General features: G+C 58.1%; 13 protein-coding genes and 2 pseudogenes. 8 read left to right on the top strand and 7 right to left on the bottom strand.

The annotated features are described in order from the left end of the window. Positions 1-312: 312 nt before the first annotated feature. Positions 313-747 carry a hypothetical protein gene (locus tag VF716_RS12405; RefSeq protein WP_003291593.1) on the top strand — a complete coding sequence of 145 codons (435 nt, stop codon included), beginning with the start codon at positions 313-315 and terminating at the stop codon, positions 745-747. Between the two features lie 253 nt (positions 748-1,000). Here the strand turns inward: VF716_RS12405 and VF716_RS12400 are convergent, their stop codons facing one another. After that, positions 1,001-1,408, bottom strand: coding sequence for a hypothetical protein (locus tag VF716_RS12400; protein WP_237703399.1), 408 nt, complete (start codon positions 1,406-1,408; stop codon positions 1,001-1,003). A gap of 37 nt (positions 1,409-1,445) precedes the next feature. Between VF716_RS12400 and VF716_RS12395 the strand changes: the two genes are divergently transcribed. Further along, positions 1,446-2,432, top strand: coding sequence for a helix-turn-helix transcriptional regulator (locus VF716_RS12395; RefSeq protein ID WP_038663123.1), 987 nt, complete (start codon positions 1,446-1,448; stop codon positions 2,430-2,432). 256 nt (positions 2,433-2,688) lie between these two features. Further along, positions 2,689-3,141 (top strand): annotated as a pseudogene (locus VF716_RS12390) (hypothetical protein). 457 nt (positions 3,142-3,598) lie between these two features. Here VF716_RS12390 and recD read toward each other — a convergent pair. The 6 genes and pseudogenes from recD to VF716_RS12360 form a co-directional block, all read right to left on the bottom strand. Further along, positions 3,599-5,685: pseudogene (gene recD, locus VF716_RS12385) on the bottom strand (exodeoxyribonuclease V subunit alpha). Then, complete coding sequence (gene recB, locus VF716_RS12380; protein WP_014597631.1) at positions 5,682-9,365, bottom strand: exodeoxyribonuclease V subunit beta; 3,684 nt, start codon at positions 9,363-9,365, stop codon at positions 5,682-5,684. Before recB ends, recD begins: the two are co-directional and overlap by 4 nt. Then, positions 9,362-12,814 carry an exodeoxyribonuclease V subunit gamma gene (gene recC, locus VF716_RS12375; RefSeq protein ID WP_014597632.1) on the bottom strand — a complete coding sequence of 1,151 codons (3,453 nt, stop codon included), beginning with the start codon at positions 12,812-12,814 and terminating at the stop codon, positions 9,362-9,364. Before recC ends, recB begins: the two co-directional genes overlap by 4 nt. 139 nt (positions 12,815-12,953) lie before the next feature. After that, a complete protein-coding gene (locus tag VF716_RS12370; RefSeq protein ID WP_043942261.1) occupies positions 12,954-13,547 on the bottom strand; it encodes a hypothetical protein in 594 nt (197 codons plus the stop codon). A 10-nt stretch (positions 13,548-13,557) separates the two neighbouring features. Continuing rightward, complete coding sequence (locus VF716_RS12365) at positions 13,558-14,466, bottom strand: hypothetical protein (RefSeq protein ID WP_125460630.1); 909 nt, start codon at positions 14,464-14,466, stop codon at positions 13,558-13,560. 65 nt (positions 14,467-14,531) lie between these two features. Further along, positions 14,532-15,404 carry a tetratricopeptide repeat protein gene (locus VF716_RS12360; RefSeq protein WP_020306051.1) on the bottom strand — a complete coding sequence of 291 codons (873 nt, stop codon included), beginning with the start codon at positions 15,402-15,404 and terminating at the stop codon, positions 14,532-14,534. 83 nt (positions 15,405-15,487) lie between these two features. Here VF716_RS12360 and VF716_RS12355 point away from each other — a divergent pair, with 83 nt between their 5' ends. The 5 genes from VF716_RS12355 to VF716_RS12335 all read left to right on the top strand — a co-directional run bounded on the left by VF716_RS12355 (position 15,488) and on the right by VF716_RS12335 (position 24,007). Beyond that, positions 15,488-16,480, top strand: a complete 993-nt coding sequence (locus tag VF716_RS12355) for a helix-turn-helix transcriptional regulator (protein WP_037004347.1) — start codon at positions 15,488-15,490, stop codon at positions 16,478-16,480. A 234-nt stretch (positions 16,481-16,714) separates the two neighbouring features. Beyond that, on the top strand, positions 16,715-17,548 hold the full coding sequence (locus VF716_RS12350; protein WP_125460628.1) for a hypothetical protein: 834 nt from the start codon (positions 16,715-16,717) through the stop codon (positions 17,546-17,548). 18 nt (positions 17,549-17,566) lie between these two features. Beyond that, entirely contained in the window at positions 17,567-18,604 is a 1,038-nt protein-coding gene (locus VF716_RS12345) for a restriction endonuclease-related protein (protein WP_020306048.1), read from the top strand. Further along, positions 18,588-21,659: a hypothetical protein gene (locus VF716_RS12340; RefSeq protein ID WP_014597636.1), complete on the top strand. Its 3,072-nt coding sequence runs from the start codon at positions 18,588-18,590 to the stop codon at positions 21,657-21,659. Before VF716_RS12345 ends, VF716_RS12340 begins: the two co-directional genes overlap by 17 nt. Next, positions 21,656-24,007, top strand: a complete 2,352-nt coding sequence (locus VF716_RS12335; protein ID WP_014597637.1) for an RNaseH domain-containing protein — start codon at positions 21,656-21,658, stop codon at positions 24,005-24,007. Before VF716_RS12340 ends, VF716_RS12335 begins: the two co-directional genes overlap by 4 nt. Positions 24,008-24,108: the final 101 nt, after the last annotated feature.

Below are 24,108 nucleotides of genomic sequence, written 5' to 3'. Positions count from 1 at the left end.
AACAGGTGCTTCCACTCTTTCAGCCGATTCACATTTTAAAATGCGAGAACCAAGTAGAGTAATTTTAAATTGCGCTCACAGCCTGGGGCGGCGACGGACTGGCGCAATCGCTTACCGAGACACCACTGCCCACGACATACTGCTTATGCCACTTTTAAATTATGGGTTTTGGGCCGGACACTCACTAGATAGCCAGCCGAACGGCCTCCGGGGCGTCAACCATGGGCTGTATAAAAATACAGTATAGCCTATTGCCTTTTTTAAGCGGAGCAACTTAGAATAATGAACAGAACAACAACCTGAGGAAAAAACATGTCTATCCTAATTCTTAACCGCGAGCGCGACGAAGTCGGCGGTCAATACCTAGTAGCAAGCATTCACGGTGTGGAACACTGCGTATCACTTGATGATGACTATCCGGAGCAAATCCCAGATTCAGATGATATAGTCCACCGCATTAATGCAGATGACTTCAATGAGCTTTCAGAGAAGGTACGCTCCTACGTGCGCAAGCACAGCATCGCCCCCATTCACTCACTCGATGACGTTAGGCTGCTTGCGATGCAGCTCGGCGATATGAAAGCAAAGACCTACGAAATCGACGAAGAAGGTCTTGGCCTCACGCTCCGCGACTGTAACATAGATAAAGGTGTACGCACCCTAGTTCGTAAATTTAATAGCACATATCAGGCATATCGCTGGCTGACCGAGCAACTGGATATTTTGGATTTCAATGCGCCACGGTAAGCGTGCAAGCGCTAATGTCCCGCCATTGCATTCCTAATCAAAAGCCGCATGCAACCGAGGCGCGCTATAGATAAAGACGCTTATTGACTAAATTGGCTTCAATGCGACTCGGTTAGACGTTGGCTTTATTGTAGCTCGCCTGATTAACTTGAAGGCTGCTCACTTCAAACCTTTACTGTCTCGGTAGCCTTTCATTTACTAATGCCCGGCAACCGACGCACGCTTAAAGATTGCACCAACAAAAGCGCATGGATTATGGTTCATCTACAGCAGACGAACCGGCAGGCGCAGGGTTGGGCTTCAGCCTCAGACCATTTAGCCAAAACCACCCTAGATCATTGATCGCATCCGCATCGCCCAACAGAGCCTGTTCACGCAGCTCCACATAGCGATTTCGAATTATGATCGGATCAACCAATCCAAGAAGCGGATTTGCTTCCCTGATCTCGTGATAGTTGACACCCCGCGCCTGCCCGCTCAGCTCCATCACTCTCAGCGATGGCATACCGATTCCAGCATAAAGGCGTTGCAACTCGTCAGGCTCAACCATCTCGACGCAGTCAGCCCGGGGAAGAAGGTTGTCCATAAGATTGAAGATGTCTGCAGAGTTGCTCATGCTGCTGCCCATCGATGATCGTGTCTGACCATTTTCAGCGGCCATGCGACAACCTGTGTAGCACACAAACAAGGACGTAACTGTGGAACAGCTGCTTCGCCATGAACTCATTCTTGGCCTTCTCCCGAACAAGGAAAGCGCTCTCGATAGCAATGCCATTCACCAACGAGTAGCCAACCAGGGTGTCCAGGTTGATAAGCGCACCATTCAGCGTGACCTAAGCGAGCTAGAACAGAAATTCCCCCATGTGCATAGCAGGCCAAAGGGAAAAGCCAAGTTGTGGTGGGCAGAAAAGTCGCTGTCGCGACTGAGCATGCTGCCAACAGATGCAATGAACCTCGTCATGATCATGGATCACGCGGCTAGATTCGGAATGGCGGCACAGGTTGAGAATCTGGCGCCCCTTCGGAACTACGCAACATCACTGTTGAAAGGAAACCGGCCCAGCCAGGACTGTTCAGGCAAGATCATCAGCAATACCCGCTTCGTTGTTCTGGAACCAGGCCAAGTGAAGCCGGAGGTCCTAGAGGCTGTCCAACAGGCACTTCTGGATGATGCCTCTATCGAAGCGCTCTACCTGAAGCGCGGTGCCCGTGAGCCACGAACACTACATATCAAGCCACTAGGTCTTTCCTATCAAGATTCCAATATCTACCTCGTATGTGTTTTCAAAGGCTTGCCCGAAGGCAAACTGGCCTCCCTTCCCCTGCATCGCTTTCAATCTGCCAAGGCTACATGGGAAGACCTAAGAACTCCTGACGGTTTTGAGATGAACTCGTTCGAGGTCAAGCGCAGCCTGATATCCCAGAAATCTGAGCACCCAACTCAACTGAAGCTCCGCATTTCTCAGACGCTCTACGAACGCCTGGACGAGAACGCGCTCACTGCCGATCAACAGCTACAGCCCACCGCTGATGGCTGGTGGTTGATGACAGGCAGTCTGCCTCTTAGCCAAGGTCTCGAGCTATGGCTTTTGAGCCAAGGGGAGGAGCTGGAGGTTCTAGAGCCGGCTGAACTGAGGCAGCAAATCGCCTCGTCGGCACGTCGGATGGCCAGACTGTACGGTTGAATGCGACACAGGCTGTCGCATGCTGGGAGCATTCTGTCTCCGATTACCTGACCATGGAGACTCAGCTATGAAGACCTATTCCGCTTTCCTTCAGCGCGTAATCCCTAATGCGGGACCTCGCGCCAATTTCAAGACCACAGTGCAGGCCGTGAGTTCCGAAATGGCTCGCATCACAGCCGAAGCCCAATACCCGGGCTACAAATGCGCCAACGCCCCCGTGCCGGTACGCTGAAGTGTCCAAGCCACACTTCGGCAAATTGGGGCCTGGAGACCATCTTTATTACCAGTACCATTTGGTAAAGACGACCCCAACGATCAACATCATCCCAATCTCAGCCTACGACTACACCGAGCACTCAGTTAGCTGAACCGAGCAAAACAAGCCGAAGACACTAAATGACCGTTTCTTTTTTCTGTGGATCGCATTCAACGCTGCCTACGCCACCGATATCGTCGAGCAGCAGCGATTATCCGAGCGGGAAACCTTCAAAGCCTTTCTCGAAAAACCGTGTTCCTTGGTAGCAACAAAAACATCTAGACTTCGCCTGGTCGGAGTTTCCCGGCAGCACTCGCGTACTACTGGACAACCCGTACACCCTGCGCAACCCAGCTCATTCATGGTGGAGCAACCTGGAATGGCAGAGTGAGTAGGGATTAGCTACGAGACTGCTGCTACCTGCTAGGAAAACTGATGCCCTTGATCATCTAGATCACGCTGGACAGCCCGGACACCTTATGGGGCGATGCCAAATACCCAGTGGCTGGCTGAGGATGGACACAGGTTCATGTGATTGAGATGAACATCAATATGAGTGCAGCATGGGCACGGCTGCCAAAGGCTCGCATGCTGGCTCGTCGACTTACCTCTTGATTTTGTCTACCCCCTCTTAAGCAGGCGTCCACTGATGCAGCAAACCGGTTCCTACAGGTTGGACTTGCCTGGGAGCTGGCTTGTCGGAGCGACGAACCGCAACGATTGTGTCTATTCAGGCCCTAGCGGCGGTATTCGCCATCCACCAGCCGCGATACCCCCAGCGGGTTGGCCTCCTGCAGCGCCGCCGGCCCTCAGGTCAACTTCACCATCACCGTCCAGGCCGTAAGCTCTGACATGGCAAAGGTCACGGCCCAGGCCAGTAACCCGGCTACAAATGCCTGAATTCGCCCACTCAGATGCGTTGAGCCAGCGCCTCATGCAGTTGCAACGCCAAGCCGCTGGTGCGCTGCACGTTGCGGCCCACCGCGCCTTCGAACACACCCGGGTGAGTCTCGGCCAGGCTGAACCATTCCCTGGCGCGGGTGATGGCGGTGTACAGCAGCTCCTTAGTCAACACCGGGTTCAGCGCATCAGGCAACACCAGCACGGTGTGGTTGAACTCCGAGCCCTGGGACTTGTGCACCGTCATGGCGAACACCGTCTCCACCTCCACCAACCGGCTCGGCATCACGAAGCGCACGCCGCCACTGCCGTCGTTGCGCGGGAAGGCCACGCGCAGGGCCAGCGCACCGTCCGGCCCCGGCACCCATAGCGCGATGCCAATATCGCCGTTCATCAGGTTCAAGCTGTAGTCATTGCGCGTCACCAGCACCGGACGCCCTTCGTACCAGCCGTGGTCGCTGTCCAGCAAGCCGCGGCGACGCAATTGCGTAGCCACACGCTGGTTAAGCCCTTCGACGCCCCAAGGCCCCCGGCGCAATGCGCAGAGCAGGCGGAACTGGTCGAATGCAGACAACACCTTGCCTGCCCAACCGGCCCATAGCTCGCTGCCCACTGTGTATCAGCCACAGGGCGCAAGTCGCGCAGTTGCACCAGGTAATGCCGGTAGCCGGGCGCATTGCGGTTGCCATCGATGGCCAGGTCGCTAAGCGCCGCATCCTGCTCGCCACGCACCAGCAGGTTGAAAAGTTGCTCCGAGGGCTGTTCGAGCGCACGCCGTGCTTCGCCCGCCTGCTTGTTGTTGATCAGCTTGGCCAGGCGCCCGATACCCTTCTGCGGGTCGAAACGCCAAGAGCGGCGCAACATCACGGTCTGCTGCGCCAGCGGGGCACCCGCGCCTTCGGCCATCTGCAACTCAGGGTCAACCAGCGCCTCACCGCTGTGGGTGCTCAGCCACTGGGCGGTTTGCGCGTTGTAGTCGCCTTTTTCAGCCTCGCGGCACAAGTCGCCCATCACCGAACCGGCTTCCACCGAGGCCAACTGGTCCTTGTCGCCTAGCAGAATCAAGCGCGCTGCCTGGGGCAAGGCATCCAGCACGCAGGCCATCATTTCCAGGTCGATCATCGAGGCTTCATCGACCACCAGTACATCCAGCTCCAGCGGTTTATCGCGCTGGTGAATGAAGTTGCGCGAGTTCGGTCGGCTGCCCAGCAAGCGGTGCAAGGTGGACACATCCGTCGGGATCTCGGCGCGCACCGCATCACTCACCGGCAACACCCGAACCTCCTTGCCAATGGACTCGGACAACCGCGCCGCCGCCTTGCCGGTCGGCGCCGCCAGGCGGATGCGCAGCGGCTTGCCGCTCTCGACCGCCGGGGTTTGCAGCAACCCCAGCAGGCGCACCACCGAGGTGGTCTTGCCGGTGCCCGGGCCGCCAGTGATGACGCTGAAGTTGCCACGGGCCGCCAGCGCGCAGGCAATTTTCTGCCAATTGCTGCCTTGCGCGCGCTCGGCTTCGGAACGGGCGGGAAACAGTTCATCGAGACGGCTAGCGAAGTTATCTGGTGTGACCGGCGCCACGCTCAAGCGTGCGCTTAAGGCTTGGGCGATGCTGCACTCGTAGTTCCAGTAGCGGCGCAAGTAAAGGCGCAGCCCCACCAGCACCAAGGGCCGCTCGGGGGCGTCCTGGCGGGCGTCACGGTCCTCGACCAGGGTGCTGGCGGCCAGAGCCTGGCGCCACTGCGTAGCGTCCAGGCCCTGCAACCATTGCGACGGCAGCGTACTGCCCTCCTCGCCTTCTGGTGGCAACGACAGCACGAAATCCGGCGCTGCCAGGGTGGCGGTAAGGTCCAGGCAGGCATGGCCACGGCCCAGTTGGTGGCTGGTCATCGCGGCGGCCAGCAGCACGCTGGCCTGGGCCTGAGGGTCTTGTTCAAGAATGAATTTCGCCAAGGCACGATCCAGCGCGCGCAACCAGCCACGCGCCACCCAGGTATCGACTTGCTGCAAGAGCTCGCTGCTGCTGGCGGCGCCAATGAACACCGCCACCTGCTCGGTATCGCCCTGGCTGCTGCTCAGTTGCTTGAGGGTCTGGCTCATGCGCTGGCCTCCTCGAACTGGCCCATGAAGAGTTGGTCAAGCTGCTCGATCAGTTGCTGCGGTGGCCGCTCGAAGTGCAGGCCATGGGTGGGCGCCTGGTGCCCACGAATGAACAGGTACAGCGCCCCGCCCATGTGCTGCTCGTAGTCGTAGCCGGGCAGGCGCAGCTTGAGCTGGCGATGCAGGGCCAACAGGTACAGGCACAGCTGCAGATCGTAGCGTTTGTCCAGCATGGTTTCGGCCATGGCCTCAGCGACATAGGCGCTATCGGTGCTGCCCAGCCAGTTGGATTTGTAGTCCGCCACGTAGTAGCGGCCCTCGTGCTCGAAGGTCAGGTCGATGAAGCCTTTGAACATGCCGTTCAACTGGTTGGGCGCTAGTATCAGTCGCGGCGTACCGCCGAGGGTGTGTTCGCGTACCAAGGCATCGAGGCGTTCGACGTTCACGTTGCGGCTGGAGAACCAGAACTCCATCTCGACCTGATAGGTGCTCAACCCGGCTAGCGTGCACTGGGTGCCGTTGAAGCGCAGTGGGGCCTTGAGATAATGGCTCAACCAAGCCGACAGCGGGTCGATCCAGCGCTCCCAGCCGCGCAGGTTGCAGCGCCGGGCCACGGCGTCGTGCAGGGCTTGCTCGTCGCTGGCAGCGTTGCCGAAGCCCTCATCGCCGGCCCACTCGAACAGCCCGTGCAGGAAAGTGCCCGGCCCCGCCCCTCGGGGGAAGGCGTGAATACCAACGCCGGCAGGCGGGTTCTGCTCGTCGTCCTGCTCTTGCAGGTTGGCTTCCAGCGCGGTGGCAGGCTCAGGGGCAACCGGCGACTCGGCGCCCATCCGCGCACGGTCGTCGGCGATGGCCAAGGCAGAGTAGCTGGCGATCCACCAGTTGGTCGCCAGCGCATGCAGCGGGCGCAAGGCCTCGCTTACCGTCGGGCGCGCAGGTGCCACATGGACACCCTCGGTTTGCGCAGGGGCCTTGCACACCGCGATGTCGTCGCAGCCCTTCGCGAAGGCGTCCACCACTTCAGCCAACCAATCAGGGGCAACCGTGCCTTCGCCTGCCAGCAAGTAGCCCAAGCCCGACTTGTGCAGGTCTATCGACGAGCCTCCGGTCTTGAACCCCTGGGGCGCCACGCAGATCCAGGTGGCGTAGCGGGCGCGGGTCAGGGCGACATACAGCAGGCGCATTTCCTCGCCCATGCGCTCATCGTCAGCGCGTTTCTGCGCAGGCTTTGCCGGGTCGCCCTTGGCCAGTTCAAGCACCAGGCTGTAATGCTCATCCTGTCGTTCATGGAACATCGGCGGCGCCTTGCTACGGCCATCCACCGCCCTGGCGCTGCACGCGAACGGCAACATCACCAAGGGGTACTCCAGGCCCTTGGACTTGTGCACGGTCACCACTTTGATCAGGTCCGAGTCGCTTTCCAGGCGCAGAATTTCTTCCTCGCTCTGCTCCTTGATCTGCTCGGCCAGATGGCGAATCAGCGCGTGCTCGCCATCGAGTTCGGCGGCGCTGCGCTGCAGCCATTCGGCCAGGTGCAGCAGGTTTGTCAGGCGGCGCTCGCCCTGTTCTTCAGCCAGCAAACGGGCCGGCACCTTGAAGGTTGCAAGCAGCCTGCGCAGCATGGGCAGCACGCCTTGTTGCTGCCACAGCACGCGGAAGTCGCGGAACCACTGCACATGCGCTTCCCAGCACAGCTCGTTCTGGTTCAACTGCTCCAGGTCCTGCCAGGAAATGCCCACGCTGCGGGTGGCCAATGCCGCACGCAGCAAGCGATCGCTGGTGGGCTGGGCGCAGGCCCGCAGGATGCACAGCAGGTCGGTGGCTTCTTCGCTTTCGAATACTGAGTCGCGGTCAGACAGATAAACGCTGGCCAGTTTGCGACGCGCAAGAGCCTTGCGAATAGCTTCGGCTTCCTTGCGGCTGCGTACCAGAATGGCGATATCGGCAGGCTTGAGTGCAGTGAGTTGGCCATCGCTGTTGCGCAGGCCCGAGGGTTTTTCTGCACTGCGGTCGAGCCAGGCCTGAATCGCCGAGGCGCATACCTCGGAGGCCTCGCGCAGGTAAGTGGCGTTGTTGATTACTCCGTTGGTTTGCAGCTGCCAGAGGGTCAGGGCCTTCTGCTTTTCACCCTCGATCTCCAACGTATCGCTGCGGCCTTTGGCATCAACACCTTCGAACGGCACCGGGTTCTCCTTCCCCTCCTCGGCAAACCGGAACGCTGCTCGGGGGTGGGCTTCGGCGAACTTGAAACAATGGTTGGCGGCATCGACCATCGCTTGGGTGGAGCGGTAGTTGGTGCCCAGGGTGTAATGCCGGCCCTTGGTAGCCTCACGCGCTTTGAGGTAGGTGTAGATGTCGGCGCCACGGAACGAATAGATTGCCTGTTTCGGGTCGCCGATCATGAACAGGCCGCAGTCGGGCAGGTTTTCTCCAATGCAGTAGATTTTGCCGAAGATGCCGTACTGAACCGGGTCGGTGTCCTGGAACTCGTCGATCAGGGCCACCGGGTACTGCTGGCGAATGGTCTGCGCCAGGCGCGGGCCAGACGGGCCTTCCAGGGCACGGCCAAGGCGGTTGAGCAAGTCGTCGAAACCGATCTGCGCCCGGCGCAGCTTTTCTTCCTCGAAGGCGCCCTGCACTTCACGCAGAGCATGCAGCAGCAACTGCGCGCGGATGTCCTGCTTCGACTCCTCATGGTCGACCCAAGCATCGATGGCTCGAAACGCTGGGTGCGTACCGATGGCACCGCCTTTGTTCAGCTTGAAGCGGGCTTGCCCGCATTTGCGAACGTGGCTACTGGCTTCGCCTCCCTGGCTCCAGGCGGCGATATCGCCAAGCATTTGATCAAAAGTTTCGGGGGTTTTGGTGGGGTAGGACTTGCCGTTCAGTGCGCTGCGCGCGCTGTGCAGCAACGCCTCCAGAGCCACGATGTCGTTGGCCCAGGCCGCCCTTGCCTGCGCTTCGAGCGCGACGCACTGCGCAGCCCAGTCAGCAGGCCCCTGAAGCAAAGCATCCAGGCGCGCGGGCGCTGTGATCGACATCCCTGCCTGCTGAAACTCGGCATCGCTACGCGACAGCAGCGGCGTCAGCGCTTCGCGTAGCTCGGTGGGGCTTTTGAAGCTATCCGTCACCACCCTGGCAACCTCAGGCGGCAGGCCATAGAACTGCTGGCGCCAGTAGTCCCTGACCACTTCATCGAGCAACTCGCGCTGGTCGGTTTCCAGTGTCTGGGTAAACAGGCTGCCGCTGTCGAAGGCGTGCTCGCGCAGCATCCGGTAGCACCAGCCATGAATGGTCGAAACCGCGGCTTCGTCCATCCACTCGCTGGCCAACTGCAACCGACGAGCACAGGCCGGCCACTGATCGGCGGGGTAACCGTTGCGCAGTTTCACCAGCAGCGGGTCGTGACGCTCATCAGGTGCCTGAAAGCACTGGGCAGCCTCGTTCAACCGTGCGCGAATGCGGTCGCGCAGCTCTTGGGTGGCGGCGTCGGTGAAGGTCACCACCAGAATTTGCGGCGGCGTCAGCGCTTGCTTGAACGCAGCATCGCCTCCATGGCCCAGTACCAGCCGCACGTACAGCAAGGCGATGGTGAAGGTTTTGCCGGTGCCGGCACTCGCTTCGATCAAGCGGCTGCCATGCAGTGGGAAATCGAGGGGGTTGAGGTTAACCGCTGTCATTGGTCGCTTCCTGCGTCGGTCGAGGTGAAGTGGCCGAACAAGCCGCCATACAGGCGCTGGGCCCAGGCCACGAACTGGCCGCTCGCGCACAGTTGGTCGAAGTCCTCGTAGGCACGCCGTTGGGCGAACGAGCGCTCCACTTCACCCTTTTTCATGTAGCCGCCTTCATAGATATCGCGCGCTTTGTCGTAGGCCGAATCGCTGCTTTCCCCACCCGCTGCCAACCAGGCGAAGGCGCTTTCGCAGGCCACCGGCAGCGGCTCTTGCATGCCCGCCACCCAGGCCTGGAGCAGCGCTTGCAGCTGCTCCCGGGCCTGGGTTTCAGGCACTGGCCGGAACACCACATCGCCATTCAAACCCACCAGAATGGTCGTGCAGGCAGGCCCGTTCAACTGCAACGCCAAGTGCCGCAACCAAGGCCGCACCAGGTGCTGCCAACGCAGGCTGTCGTCGCTGCACAGCTTCTTGCTGTCCAGTTGCAGGTAGGCTCGCTCATCCAACGCGTTGCGGCGAATGCCACCCAGCCAATCCTTGAGGCCGGGACGCTCGTCAGTGGCTTCGATGGTTGCGGCGCTCTGGCCCTCTTCAAGCTCAGGCCAGGCTTGCAGTTGGGCGTGGTAGCGCGCCAGCAGGCCCGGCATCGGCTCCACCAGCGCCGAGGCGCTCAAGGTGCCGAAGCCGCCCAGTGGCAAGGCGCCCTCGCGTTGCAGGCGTTGCACTTGCAGGCCCAGTTCGGTCACGGCCTGTTCGGGATCGTAAGCCTCCTCGACCCAGCGCTTCAGCGCCTGGGTAAGCCTGTCCTGGTGCTGCCAGTTTTCCAGGCCATCGAGCTGGAAGGCTTCGTCATCGCGGTTTACCAACTCGTCGTCGTCGAATTTGACCTTCAACCGCTGGCTGAAGAAAGCGCCCACCGGGTCGCGCACGAACTCGGAAAGTTGCCGCAGGCTCAATGGCGTGTCCTGCACCAGCGCGGGCAGGCGCTCCCCTGCTGGCTGCGAGCTGTGTTCGTCATGCACCTCGCGCCACTCGCTGGAGTAGGTGAACAAGCCATCAGGCCCCGGCTCGTTGGCGAAGTAGGCGGCGCTGAAGGGTTGCAGTGGGTGCTCCTGGGTCAGCGCTGGCAGCAGTGGTTGGCCGTTTGCCGAGCGCCAACCGTTGGCCAGGTGGTCGCGCAACTGGCCGATCAGCACCGAGGGCACGCGCTCGCTGTTGTCGCGGATGTTGCGGCCCACCCAGCTCACGTACAGCTGCTTGCGGGCCGACAGCAAGGCCTCCAGCAACAGGTAGCGGTCATCTTCACGTCGCGACCGGTCGCCAGGGCGGTAGTCATTGCGCATCAGATCGAAATCGACGGGCGACTGCTGGCGCGGGTAATCGCCATCGTTCATGCCCAGCAGGCACACTACCTTGAACGGAATCGCCCGCATAGGCATCAGTGTGCAGAAGTTCACCGCGCCGGCCAGGAAGCGCTGCGACAGGCCGCCATCTTCGATACCGCTGAGCCAGGTTTCGTGCACCACACTCAGCGGCACTGGCTGCGCGAACTGCGCCACCTCGCAGGTGCGCAACCAACCTTCGAGCAGCTTGAGCAATTGACTGAGCAACAGCTCTTCGGCGTCGCTCACCGGGCGGAAGAACACTTTCAACAAGGCTTGCAGGCGCTCAGCCCATTGCACCGGCGTGGCCGGTTGCTGGAGCTCGTGAAGGGCCACGTCCAAGTGGTCGAGCAAGGTCAGCAGCGGCCCGGCCAGGGCAGCCTCCAGCCCCGCTACCTCGTCGTAGGGTTCGATGCCGTTGAGCTGAGGCGCTCGCCCAGCGGCGTAGCCAAGCAGCATGCGCCGCATGCCGAAGCGCCAGGTGTTCTGCTCGAGGCCCGCCGGCATGCCCAGGCTTTCGCGCTGCTCGGCATCGAGCCCCCAACGCACACCGGCACCGTCGATCCAGCGTTGCAGGGTGGGTACGTCGGATTCGTTGATCGCAAAACGTGCGCGCAAGGCCGGCACGTCCAGAAGGTCAAGAATGTCGCTGGCAGCGAAGCGGCTGTGGGGCAGTTTGAGCAAGTGTTCTAGGGCGATCAGCAACGGCTGGCGGCCGCGCTGGCCTTGGTCGGCCACGGTAAACGGCAAGTAGCGAGGGTCGTTCCTTGGCACCTGGCCGAACACTGCCTCGATGTGGGGGGCGTAGGCGTTGATGTCCGGCACCATCACGATCACATCCCGTGGGCTCAACTGCTTGTCGGCGCTAAAGCGGGCGAGCAGCTGGTCGTGCAACACTTCCACTTCGCGCTGCATACTGTGCACCACATGAAAACGCAGCGAGCGGTCGGCGGTAGCGTCTACCGGCCCCCAGGCTTCGCGGGTTTCCGGCAGCGGGCGTAGTTCGAGAATATCGCTTTGCAGCTGACCCAGAAGGGTTTCCGTATCCGGCTCGGTAAACAGGTCAATACGCCCGCCATTGAGGCCGTCGAGCAGGTGGCGATAACTGTCAGGCTCGTCGTGGTGGTCGAGCAGGTTGATGTAGTCTCGCCCCTGTTTGCCCCAGGCGGCGAGCAAGGGCTGGCCGTACTCGTTCGCAGCTGCGGCAACATCACGGGCAGGCTGGCGACGATAGTGGTGCGCCAGCAAGTCTTTGTCGGCGACGATATCACCCCAGTGGTGCCGGCAAGGGTTGTGCACGCACAGCAGCACTTGGCTGTAGCGGGAAAGCTCTTTCAGAGCTTCGAGCACCTGCGCAGGCATCGAGGAAATGCCGAACACCACAACCCTGCGTGGCAGCCCCTTTGGCGCCTGGGCAGCGCTGCGCAGGTGAGCGACGAAACGTTTGTGAACTCCTGCGCGGCTTTGTTCAAGCGCGCCCTCGCCAACGTCGGCCAGCACCTCGCGCCATAGCTGCGCCTGCCACAGGTTCGGCGCATCCAATGGCTGCGCAGTGCCCTTGATGTGTTGAAGTTGATCCCGCCCGGCAGCCCAGTCCTCCAGCCAATCGGCGCGGTACACCTGGTACTGGTCGAACAAGTCCGCCAACCGCTCGCACAGTTGGTGCAGCTTGCGCTGTTCATCGTCCTTTTCCAGAAAGCGCTTCAGGCTTGCGAAAACCGGGTTCGTGAACAAGTTGGGCAGCAGGCGCATCAGCCGCCAGCTCAGCGCGGCCTTGTCCAGCGGCGAGGACTGCGGCGTGGTCTGCGCCCCCAGCACCCCGCGATACACCTGCCACAGAAAGCGCGCCGGCAACTGCACATCCAGCGCCGCGGCAATGCCGCAGCCGCCGTTGTGCGGGTCTTCGGCCAGCGCCAGTTTCAGCCACTGAGCGATGCCGTTGCTCTGCACCAGCAGCACTTCGTTTTCCAGCGGGCGCAGCGGGTGGGTACGCATCCACTGCACCGCAAGGGCTCGCAGTTCTTCTAGATGATTGCCATGGATGACAACGAGACCAGGCTGAAGCTCCTGCATAGACACACATCCCTCTAGGTACGCTGGAGTGAAAGCTAATCAACACATGCGACACCCTGTGTCGCACGGGATCGATCACGGAAGAAGCAAAGTGACGTCGTTGAGCTGAGGCAGCGATTGGAGAAACGCTCCGGCAACCTCAAATGACTTCAAGCCGGTAGGTATTGGCATCATCGACCAATTCAAAGAACAGCTCACCATCCGAAGACCGAGGGCTGTCAGATGCGGAGGACCAGAACGAAGAGTGCTGCCTCGCATAGGTGCAAAGCGCGGCCACCAACGGATGGGCCTTCCACAGCTCGGTCAGCTCACGTCGATGCAGGCCCGGCATAAAGAGCGGTGCAAGCTTCTGCTTTTGATCCAACGAAAGCTCAGCCAACTCCTGCCCATGCTGACTGATCCACTTGCCAATCAAACGAATGTCGCTGTGGTAGCGCGCATCGGTCACTTGAAGCTGAGCAATACGGATTTTCTGCGGTTCTACAACAACCCGGCAGGCAACGTATTCATCGCCATCCGCCAGCGGAGCACTGGCATTCTGCAAAGCGAGCTCAGGAGTTGGGCTGGCGTAAATTGCATGCCGGCGGGACGGCATATTTTTCGGCCGAAGAGACTCCCAGAGGTTGTCGACCACGTAGGGAACATTGCTGGGTATTCGCATCGTTGAGTGACGACGAAGATCTTTTTCCGCCCTCCCCACTTGGCTGGCAGGAATCGCCCGATAAAGCTCCATGTAAATCTCCTTATGGGGAAACCCGGGGAAGCGGCAGAGGGGGGAGATCTGTATCTACGTTGTAACCGATCATGAAGAGGGCTTTCTCAAGCTCTGCAATGGAGCCAATGCTTGGGTTGTAGGCCATCACTTGCTGCAGCAACTCTCCTGCAAGCAACACCTGTCCCGCCCATAGCTGGCACTGAGCGGCATTGAGCTTGCGAAACTTGAACGCCCCCAGCGATGGATCTCTATTCGTCGTATCGCCTTGTCCGGCCCCCCACCGAAAGGATAAATCAGCAGGGACGCTAGGGACGCCAGCACGCATAAGTGAATGACGGGCGAGCAATCCAAGTGCAGCACCAACGCGACCGTCGTAGATAATGATGTGGTCAGGGTCGGCAGCCGCGTAGACCTTTGTCATAGCGGAATTCATCAGGAGTTTCTTGCCATCGAATGCAGCAAGGCCTTGTGCAGATCCAGGTTGAAGCAGTTGGACTGCCTGCATGATCGATTGGCATAGCGTTTTTTGTTGGTACTGATCCTCGACCCAAGCCAGAGATTTACGTCCCCGGACGCCCCCCCAGCGGAATATAGCCAGGCATGCATCGCGGGCAGTTGCTTGATCATGCACAGCTAGTGCTTGCCGTAAACGGGCGGCAATGCATTGGAATGAATTAGGCTTAGGGCTATCAGGCCAGGAGTAATGGAGAAAGGCCTCCTGAAGCGAATGACACCACCAATGATGAACCGCTGAGGCAATACGCCCTTTCCAAGGCTTCCAGCTCTGATGTTTGCTAATGCGAAAGCTATGCAGCAGCCCTGCCTCCGAAGCATCTCCCACTGGGAACAAACCACGCATCTCCCCCAGTGCCTCTGGCCTGCCCCATAAATCAGCCAGGTACCGTGCAAAGGCCTTTTGATTTCCAGTCAGACTCATTCCCTTCCTCTTAGTCCTAACCCCAGCACCTATTGATATCCCTGCAGGGGCATAAAGCCAGCATGCTATGAGCTTTTGCATACCTGTTGAATAGCAACATCCGATGCACGCAACTCTCTGGCCCACAAGCTTCCCTGGCTGATCGCCAGATCCCGCCAGAAACGAAACAGCAGCCCATCTGGATCCGGTGGAGACTCGAAGGTAGAAAAGTAAAATTCAGCAAGTCGCTCAGTCGCCAGCACCAGCCCCCTCATGGCCGCCGACTGCAGCCAATACAAGCCAAGTGCTGGATCATACTCAGGTGATGTCTCATCCAGAGCCAACCTGCCGAGTGAGAAGCACGCCATCAAGTCCTGCTCGGCCGCTCCACGCTTGTACCAACTGATGGCTTTGCCATGATCGACGATGACACCCTCGTCCCCACGCTCATACAAGCCCCCTAATGCTTGCGCAGCACAGGGAATCCCTGCTTCGAAAGCCTGCTCGTAATAGTCGACGGCTAAGTCCTGATTGACCGTCAACCCCTTGCCGTAAAAGGCCAGCTCGGCGAGGTTGAATAACGCCTCTGCGGAGCCCATTACCGCAGCAATCCTCAGCAGCCTCTTGGCGAGAGCTGGATTTGGCTTAAGCCGCAAACCGTTGAGCCACCACCACCCAAGATCATTGAGTGCATTCTCGTCACCAATCAGGGCCTGCTCACGCAGCTCCACATAGCGATTTCGAATTCTGATCGGATCAACCAATCCAAGAAGCGGATTGGCTGCCTTGATCTCGTGATAGGTAACACCAGCCTGCCCGCTTAGCTCCATCGCTCTCAGCGATGGCATTCCAATGCCAGCGTAAAGGCGTTGCAACTCGTCAGGCCCAGCTAGCTCGACGTCTTCAGCCCGCGGAAGAAGGTTATCCATGAGATTGAAGACTTCCGCAGATTTGCTCATGCTGCTGCCTCATCGATGATTGTGCCTGACCATTTTCAACAGCCATGCGACAGCCTGTGTCGCACACAAGCAGGGACGGAAGTGTGGAACAGCTACTCCGCCATGAGCTCATCCTTGGCCTTCTCCCGAGCAAGGACAGCGCTCTCGATAGCAACGCCATTCACCAACGAGTAGCCAATCAGGGCATCCAGGTTGATAAACGCACCATTCAACGTGACCTCAGCGAACTCGAACAGAAATTCCCCCATGTGCACAGTAGGCCCAAGGGCAAAGCAAAACTGTGGTGGGCAGAGAAATCGCTATCGCGACTGAGCATGCTGCCAACAGATGCAATGAACCTCGTCATGATCATGGAGCACGCTGCTAGATTCGGAATGGCGGCGCAGGTAGCAAATCTGGCGCCCCTTCGGGATTACGCAACATCACTGTTGAAAGGAAACCGTCCTAGCCAAGACTGCTCAGGCAAGGTCATCAGCAACACCCGCTTCGTTGTCCTGGAACCAGGCCAGGTGAAGCCAGAGGTACTGGAGGTTGTCCAACAAGCACTTCTGGATGATGCATCTATCGAAGCGTTCTACCTCAAGCGCGGCGCCAGTGAGCCACGAACCCTACATATCAAGCCACTGGGACTTTCCTACCAAGACTCCAATATCTACCTCGTATGTGTTTTCAAAGGCTTGCCCGAAGGCAAACTGGCATCCCTTCCCCTGCATCGTTTTCAGTCTGCCAAGGCTACATGGGAAGACCTAAGAACTCCTGACGCTTTTGAGATGAACTCGTTCGAGGTCAAGCGCAGCCTGATATCCCAGAAATCTGAGTACCCAACTCAACTGAAGCTGCGCATTTCTCAGACGCTCTATGAACGCCTAGACGAGAACGCGCTCACTGCCGATCAACAGCTACAGCCCACCGCTGATGGCTGGTGGCTGATGATGGGCAGCCTGCCTCTTAGCCAGGGGCTGGAACTATGGCTATTGAGCCAGGGCGAACACTTGGAGGTTCTTGAGCCGGTTGAGCTAAGACAACAAATGGCCTTATCGGCGCATCGGATGGCGGCACTGTACAAACAAGGTTGAATGCGACACAGGCTGTCGCATACCCAACCCATTCTGTCTCCTGTCATCTGACCATGGAGACTCAGCTATGAAGACTTACTCTGCCTTCCTGCAACGCGTGACACCTAATGCGGGCCCACGCGCTAACTTTACAATCACGGTACAGGCCGTCAGCTCCGAGATGGCTCGCGTCACGGCTGAAGCCCAATACCCCGGTTACAAGTGCGCAAACGGCCCCGTGCAGGTGCGCTAAAGATGAACAACGCGCATCGCAAGCGCATGCAGCCTAGCGACTATCTGTACCACCTTTTAAACCAAGGTGACGATACCGAAAGCGCTAAGACAGAAACGCACCAGAAAGCTCTCAATCTACGGGAACAATACTCGGTAAGTTTCGATATCGCCTTGATCGCAGAAACACAAGCCGAAGCTCAGCGACTAGCAGACCAAATACTTGAACTGCCCAGAGCTTATTTCCCCGAAAGCATCAACTGCCTCGACAGGCATCGTTTTTCCGCTCACGGACTAGACGAACCTTGGCCTGAACAGCATTTTGATGAGCTTCATTTTTTCTGCTCATCTCCAGACCAGCTACCTCCCGCGAGTCACCTAGATCGACTAGCAGCCATCATCCACATCCATCATTTAGCCCCATGCATGGCACAAGCATATCCGGGTTATCGCAGCTATCTATGGTGCACTGAGCAAGCTCTGTGTGACTTCTGGGCAAGCCTGTACTTAGCAAGAGAGATGCAAAGCATCCCAGGGTTGAACTGGAATAGTTACCCCACATGGCAGTTGCCTGAACACTGCATTGGTCAAGCAGCAACTAGCTGGGGCTCAACACCAAATGCAGCTATAGATTCATTACTAGCGCAGGCTGGGCATACAAGACTCACTACTGCGGCCGATGCAATCCTCGTAATAGAAGGCAATTGCGATATGTCGATAAGCGACTATTTCGACCTATTGATCCTGCTAGAGGCCAAAATCAAATGCGATATCGCACCCACTGGCTGGGTAGCCCCTGAATACTCAGGTTATGGCCTAAAGCTGCTCACATTCGGCCCACTTAAAGACCAAAGTTGACGCAGTGGAGAACAGTGCATGGATAAACAGCAACCTGAGCATCTGCTGCAACTCCTCGCTCAAGGCGCATCACTCTGCAGTAAGAACAGGGCACTGGCGTTTCCCTTGCTGCAGCGGGCTTGCGCCCTGCTCTGGCGTCTTGAGCCTGTTGGCTACCCAATGTCAGCCATAGAATTGGAGCGCAAGCTGAGCGTTCCCCTTGAGGACTGGCTGCCTTCGGCTATCAGGGCCGACTACTCAGGCCCCTTACTGTATTCCAACATCGCCACGCAAACCTGCAATGAGATGCTGCTTGAGCTCGACGTAAGGGGGCTGTGGGAGCAAGTCCAGGCCAGCGTAAACCGGGTCAAGCAAGCGTGCCGCCTTCGGGCTGACGGTGAGACACACTATCGAAACTTCCGGTTGTTTCTGATTGAGCATGGCGTGATCGTTCCCTTCCAGGCCCAAGAATCCTTCGTTCCACTCAATCTTTCTCTAAGCGAGTTCTACGAGCCCATCCCCCCTCACCTGCACCATAACGGGCTTCTGTATCTATGCCCCGAATGCAAATGGCCGATGAATGCTCAGCGGCACCAGGTCAGTTGCGACTCCGCTTGGTGCCAGGACAAAAAGAGTCTTTTTGTTCGTGATGGTTCGAGACTGATCAACCGTGTAGACAACAGCATCCTTCTGGGACACCCCGTCGAAGACCGGCTGATGCTCAAACCGCCATTATGGAAATTCACGCTCCAACCTGGACTGCTTGAGGTTGCGCTCGCAAGCGCGCTCGTGGCGAAAGGTTTGGAGGTGCAGCTGTGGCCTGATGTGGATCGAACGGATCTGCGTATCCGTCTTGGCCACGCTTACCAGGATATTGATGCCAAGGTCTGGATATCGTCCTACGAGCTGGCCAAACACATCGAATCAATCCCTTCGAGCAAGCCTCGCTGGATCGTAATCCCGGATTACCAGATGCAGAACATTCCCCTGCTCCGCCAACGCTGCCCAGCAGGGGTTGCGGTCTTCACGCAGAGCCAGTGCGTAAGGGAGGCACAAAAACATGCAGCCCCTTTCTGACATTAGTACAACGCTTTTCCTCGCCCTGGCTGCGCGATATGTGGGCAGTGAACCCATGCTGGCCGATGCAGCAGCTCTCTGCGCGGGCCGAACACGCGGCTGGAGCACCTGGTGCGCGCTTCAGGACGCTGATCAGCTGCTGATAGCCGAGAGCTTGCGGCTCAGGCCCTCACTTGTAGCCCAACCCAAGCGTTTCCTGATGAGCGCCGAGGCGATTATCAAAGGTGAGCGCAGCCCCTTTGAGTTGATCGACGCGAGCAAGCTGAGTGACGAGCTCCACGAACAGGATTGCTATCGCATATCACCGCACTTGAATGCCGACCAGCTCATCAGGGAATACTTCGAGGCACTCAAGTATGGGCGGGCGACACCGGTCTATGCCCAGCTCCCAGAGTCTGGGGACGTAGTCCTCAAGCATATCGCTGGAGATCAGGTCAGGGTTTTCGTTGTACCTGAAAGCGAGCGGAGCGTCCTCGAAGTCGCTGACTGCCACATCCATATCCCCTCATCGCCCGCTGTGCAGGAAATCAAGTGGGAGCTTGGCTCACTACGCGAACTCGCCCAGCAACTCGATGCAACGCCCAATCTCCACAGCCAACACGAAGCCTCCCTGACCAACATTTGGGGATCAGAACCCAGACGCGCAGCAGACTCGGGCAATTTTTACCGCGTGAATGCCCCCACTGGAACCGGCAAAAGCGTTGCCATGGTGATGATGTCGATTGACGCGGCTCGCCGAGGTCACAGAGTCGTGATTGCGGTACCGACGCTAGTCGAACTGGAAAACACCGTACGTATTCTCAAGCAGTCGCTAGCTGTGGCAGCGGCTGATCTGAAGGTTGCACCATTGCACTCAGCGACGCGGGTCTATGAGCGTGCACAGATCCAGTTCGCGCAGAGCAATACTGCGTCCGCGTACGACTATGCCTGCCTGCTGGATGCTTACGCGTCCGACCTCCTCGACGTCGAACCCGGTAAAGAGCCTTGCTTCAACGTTCGGGTATCGACCCAGGAGGAAGGCCGACTTGAGCATTCAAAACGGCTTAACCACTGTCCTTTTCTCTTCAAATGCGGTCGGACCAGAATGTTGTCAGAAGCTCTTGAAGCCGACATCGTGGTGATCAACCATCATGCCCTATTGTCGGGCACTACGCGCATTCCGCTGTCCGACGCCGACCAGTTTCCTGGACCGCGCAGCCTGATCGAGTTGCTGCTCCGGACTGCCCCGGTGTTTCTCGTCGACGAAATCGACGGTCTGCTGAAGTCAGCCATCGACAGCAGTGTCATCGAGTTGAAGCTTGGCAACCAGGGTGACAATAGCCCTCTCTTGCGCCTGTTCAACACCGTTGTTGGCCGGTCAAACATACTTGGGATTGATCGAAGCAGTCTGTACCGGGTGAACTGGGCGCTCACCTATTGCACGCTCAGTGTGAGCCAGCTCATGAACCTTCAGCAGGAAAAATATTTCGAGTGGCCAAAGAAGGAAACAACCTGGTCAGATGCCGACGACACCTTCATAACCGAAAAGCTGGGAATCAATCGCGAGGAGCTGGAACAGCTGTTCAACAACACGAACCGCATACCACCCCACCTGGAAAGGCTAAGTCACCACCTTGCCTGCTGGCGCTCAAACGATGGCGAACACAAGCTTGAAACCCTGGCGGTCAACCTTGGTCATCTCATCAAGGCATTGTCCGACAGTGGTCTGCTTCCTGCACCGCTGAAAGAGCATGACCAGATCCGCCTAAAAGCATCGTTGATCTTGCGTGGCACGCTGCTGGTCATCGAAACACACCTGCGAAACCTCCAGGTTGAGCTTCCTGCCTTCGTCAACGCCGAGATCCCAAACGCTTATGAGGTTCGAAGGAGCATTGCAGGGCCAGAGCCGTTGAGTCCTACCCCCAACGGCCCCTTGCAGCGGGCCGTGTTTGGTTTCAAGCGGAAAGACAGTAGCGACAATGACTCGACCCTGAACGTCGTCGCCATGCGCGGTGATCCGCACAGCACTCTACTTTCACTTCCGGATGTCAGTGCTCTGGGCTATGCCGGTGTGAAACGGTTGTTCATAGGGTTCTCTGCCACTGCATATTTTCCCGGAGCCAGTGCTTACGACCTTCGAGCCAAAGACTTCATCGACGTTCCGGATGCAGCTGGCCAGATCACCTTCGAGAACGTCAACCAAACGACCGCCATCTCTGGTGCCACCTTTGCGGAGCGCAAGTTCCTGGTATCGAAATTTGCCAAAGAAATATGGCCCTGGGCGAAAGCCCGTCTCCAGAGCCTGGCAAACGACCCAAAGACCCAAGAGCGCGCTCGCCTGCTCTTGGTCACCAACAGCGATACGGATGCTGAAGTGCTGGCCATGACCCTCGCGAAAATGCAGGGCGGCCCTGGCCAATTGGTAGGCTGGGTGCGAGGACGACAGAGCGAGTACAAGCCATCCTCACTCGAAGCACAGCAAACACTTGTCTACGACGACCTGGCGGAATTCACCAGCGGCCGGCATAAGGACAAGACGTTGCTGGTCAGTGCGCTTGGCCCTATGGCGCGCGGCCATAACATCGTAAACGCCGATGGTCTTTCGGCGATTGGCGCCGTAGTGATCTGCGTCCGTCCACTGCCCTCTTCGGACAGCCCAAACAACAACCTTGCCCATATCTGCTACGAGACGGGGAAAGCGGTTGCCTTCTACAGCAGCCCTGGCTTGCTGATGATGCAGGAGCGAAAGCATTCCAATGCTCTCCTACAAAGTATTCGTACCGCACGCCCGGCGTTTAGCCAGCAACCGGATAACATCCGTCATTACACCATCATGAACATCCTGGTGAGCCTCACTCAACTCATCGGACGGGGGCGTCGAGGAGGTACTCCGGTAACTTGTTACTTCGCTGATGCCGCGTTTCTGAATGGCCTCAAGCCTTGGCACGAGATGCTCAACGAGAGCGTCCATCAACTCAAGAAGGATGGAGATTGGGATCAGTTCGAACGTCACCATGCCGGCGTCGCATCAGCACTTCTGAAATACATCAATGAATCAAGAAAGGACGCGAGATGAAGGCCCTTGAGCTACGCACCAGCCTATTCAAATTTGATGCGACCCAATTGGGGCAAGCCTACCGTGTGGTAATCGGCCCCCAGTATCTCGACGCGTGGCAAGCGCTTCAGGGGCTGGTTAAAAAGCCACATCCGGGCCTGCCTACGACAGGATTGGAGGAGATGCTTGCCGTTCTTTCCCGGGGCCCCGTAAAGGTGGACCTATTCCCCCAAAAAAAGGGCGGTGTCTCGGCAATTCTCATGCTCTATCCGCTGTCGGTCGACACTATCAACGAGGTGCTCCACCTATGGTCGATGGACGTCCTTAGGATTTGGAACGAGCAACTGGTCGGCATTGAAGGAAAGTTGATCGTCACCGACGTGGTGCCGCTGGATACAAGTCGTCTAGTCACGCCTGGAGACATTTCATCGCTCGCGTATACGGTCATTCCTTGGCTGGTGGGACAAGCCCTCATACAAACGCCCATGCAGGCAGCGAGGCCCATCAAGCTGTACCAGGCAGCTGATTCCAGCTTGCTTGCATGGGATGACCCTATCGTTTCCGAAAATGATGTCCGATATGCCAGTGCACTGCATGCTATCGAACCGACTCTTGTCTTGCTGCACGGTCGGCCGCAGCCCTACATCCAGCTACGTGTGAAACTGACCCAGGTGATGCCCAACCTTGTAGGCAAGAAAAAACATGCCTGGGTCAAAACCGGCGACCTGATCGTCAAAGCGAAGCTCAAAACCAAGAAGACGGACGAAGGCTGGGAAACTACGTACGAGCACCCTGTCGAGAAGCTGCTGACCTTCATGGGCGTACAGTCGTTTCCTCCAATGGTCGACGGCGACATCCCCGTCGACAGCGACGTGAGACCCATCTACGCCATCCCACCGTCAAATCCAATGATTGCGTCAGGCCCTGGCCCGCTGTTCCTCGACCAAGCCGGCTTTCACCTCCTTGCAAGTCTGCCTGGAACGGCTCCGCTTCTGGTCAAGAAGGCGGTGGCTAGCTTACGAGAGGAGAAGGTTGTCAACACGGGAGAGGCCGCCAATCTGAACGCGATGGTACTCGCAGCACACGCTGACGTGATGCTGCGGCTACATGCAGCCAGTACCACCCTGGCCCAGGACAGCAAGTTCTTCGATAAGGTGATGCCTCCTCTCGTGGCACTGACACGCCTGGATGTACCGGACGCGCAGCGAATGCTTGAAGGAAAACATGACAGCAACAGCCTAAACGACTGGCTAATGAACCATGTGGTGCCCGCTAGCAAGCAGGCTTCTGAAAATGGCGCAAAGGTAATGATCGTTGAGACCAGTACGTCCGCTGCCTCTCAGGAAGCAGGGCTAGACCCCAAGCACGTCATTCGAAGGGTACTGGCAAAGCACGGCATCGCGACCCAGTTCATCATGCATATCGACCCTGATGCACAAGCTAAGAGGCGGAAGACCAAAGCGGATGATCGTGATTTCAAAGCTACCAACTCGATCATCGAAGCGATTCGACTAAGCGGGCACCTCCCCGTTCCGACGCCCAAAGTAAAATCGATGCCGGCGAGCACAACGGTGCTGTCGATTTTGCTGGATAGAATTCAGGATAAAGGCCCGGCCATCTATCTGCCGGTTATCACCCGGACGGTGTTGGGCGGGAATAAACCAGAGGTTTTCTGGTTCGAATCTTGCTTGGACTCCAATGGCAAATGGTTCAGCTACGGCGAGGGCTTGGCCGCCATCCACGGGACGGACACTCTGCTCAAGCCTGACCAATTGAAGACATTGGTCACCCAATCCTTGCTGGACTGCAAGATCAATTCGAACGACTCGTTGATCGTCTGCCTCGATGCCAATCTAAGAACCTTCTATGGAGCATTGAAAGATGGCCCCGGGGAGGGTCTTCCTCCCGTCCCATCAGATGCCGCTGTCGTCCGCATTCGAGCCGATCACCAGGTAGCACAGATCAGCGGCAACCACACCTTGTCTCCCAACTCGGCTCACTACATCGGGACGAAGGTGGGAGCTTTTCAATCTTGCGAGAGCGCCTCGGTATTTTATTTCGTGTCACCGTCTAAGCAGTACGGCAGCGTTCGCTCACAGCGCGAGAACACAAGATACGACGTATCAGAACGAGACCTGCGAGATCCATGGCAGCAGTTGGGCGTAACAGAAATCACGATCATAACGCCCGGGGCATTTAGCACTGCGACAGTGATCGCTGAACAGGTCGCCTTGCTGTGCAGGAACCCTTCACTGTGGGACGGCTACCTGCGTCTGCCTGGGCCCATGCACTTGGGCAAACAAGTAGCGGCAGACCATCCAATTTTGGAAATGCGACGCAAGTCTGAAGCGAACCGGTATGGAAATTAGGGAATCTAATGTGTGGAGGCACTGAAGCCGGTCAAATAGTCACTTGTTAGCACTCGGTCTTAAGTTGTGCTCCATATGCACTGGATTTTGGTTCATATTGA

Origin of the sequence: Stutzerimonas sp. Brlt_14 (assembly GCF_051948915.1) — a bacterium.
Lineage (GTDB): Bacteria > Pseudomonadota > Gammaproteobacteria > Pseudomonadales > Pseudomonadaceae > Stutzerimonas > Stutzerimonas stutzeri.
The sequence above is the reverse complement of the archived record's forward strand: the minus strand, read 5'-3'. Positions and strand labels throughout refer to the sequence as shown.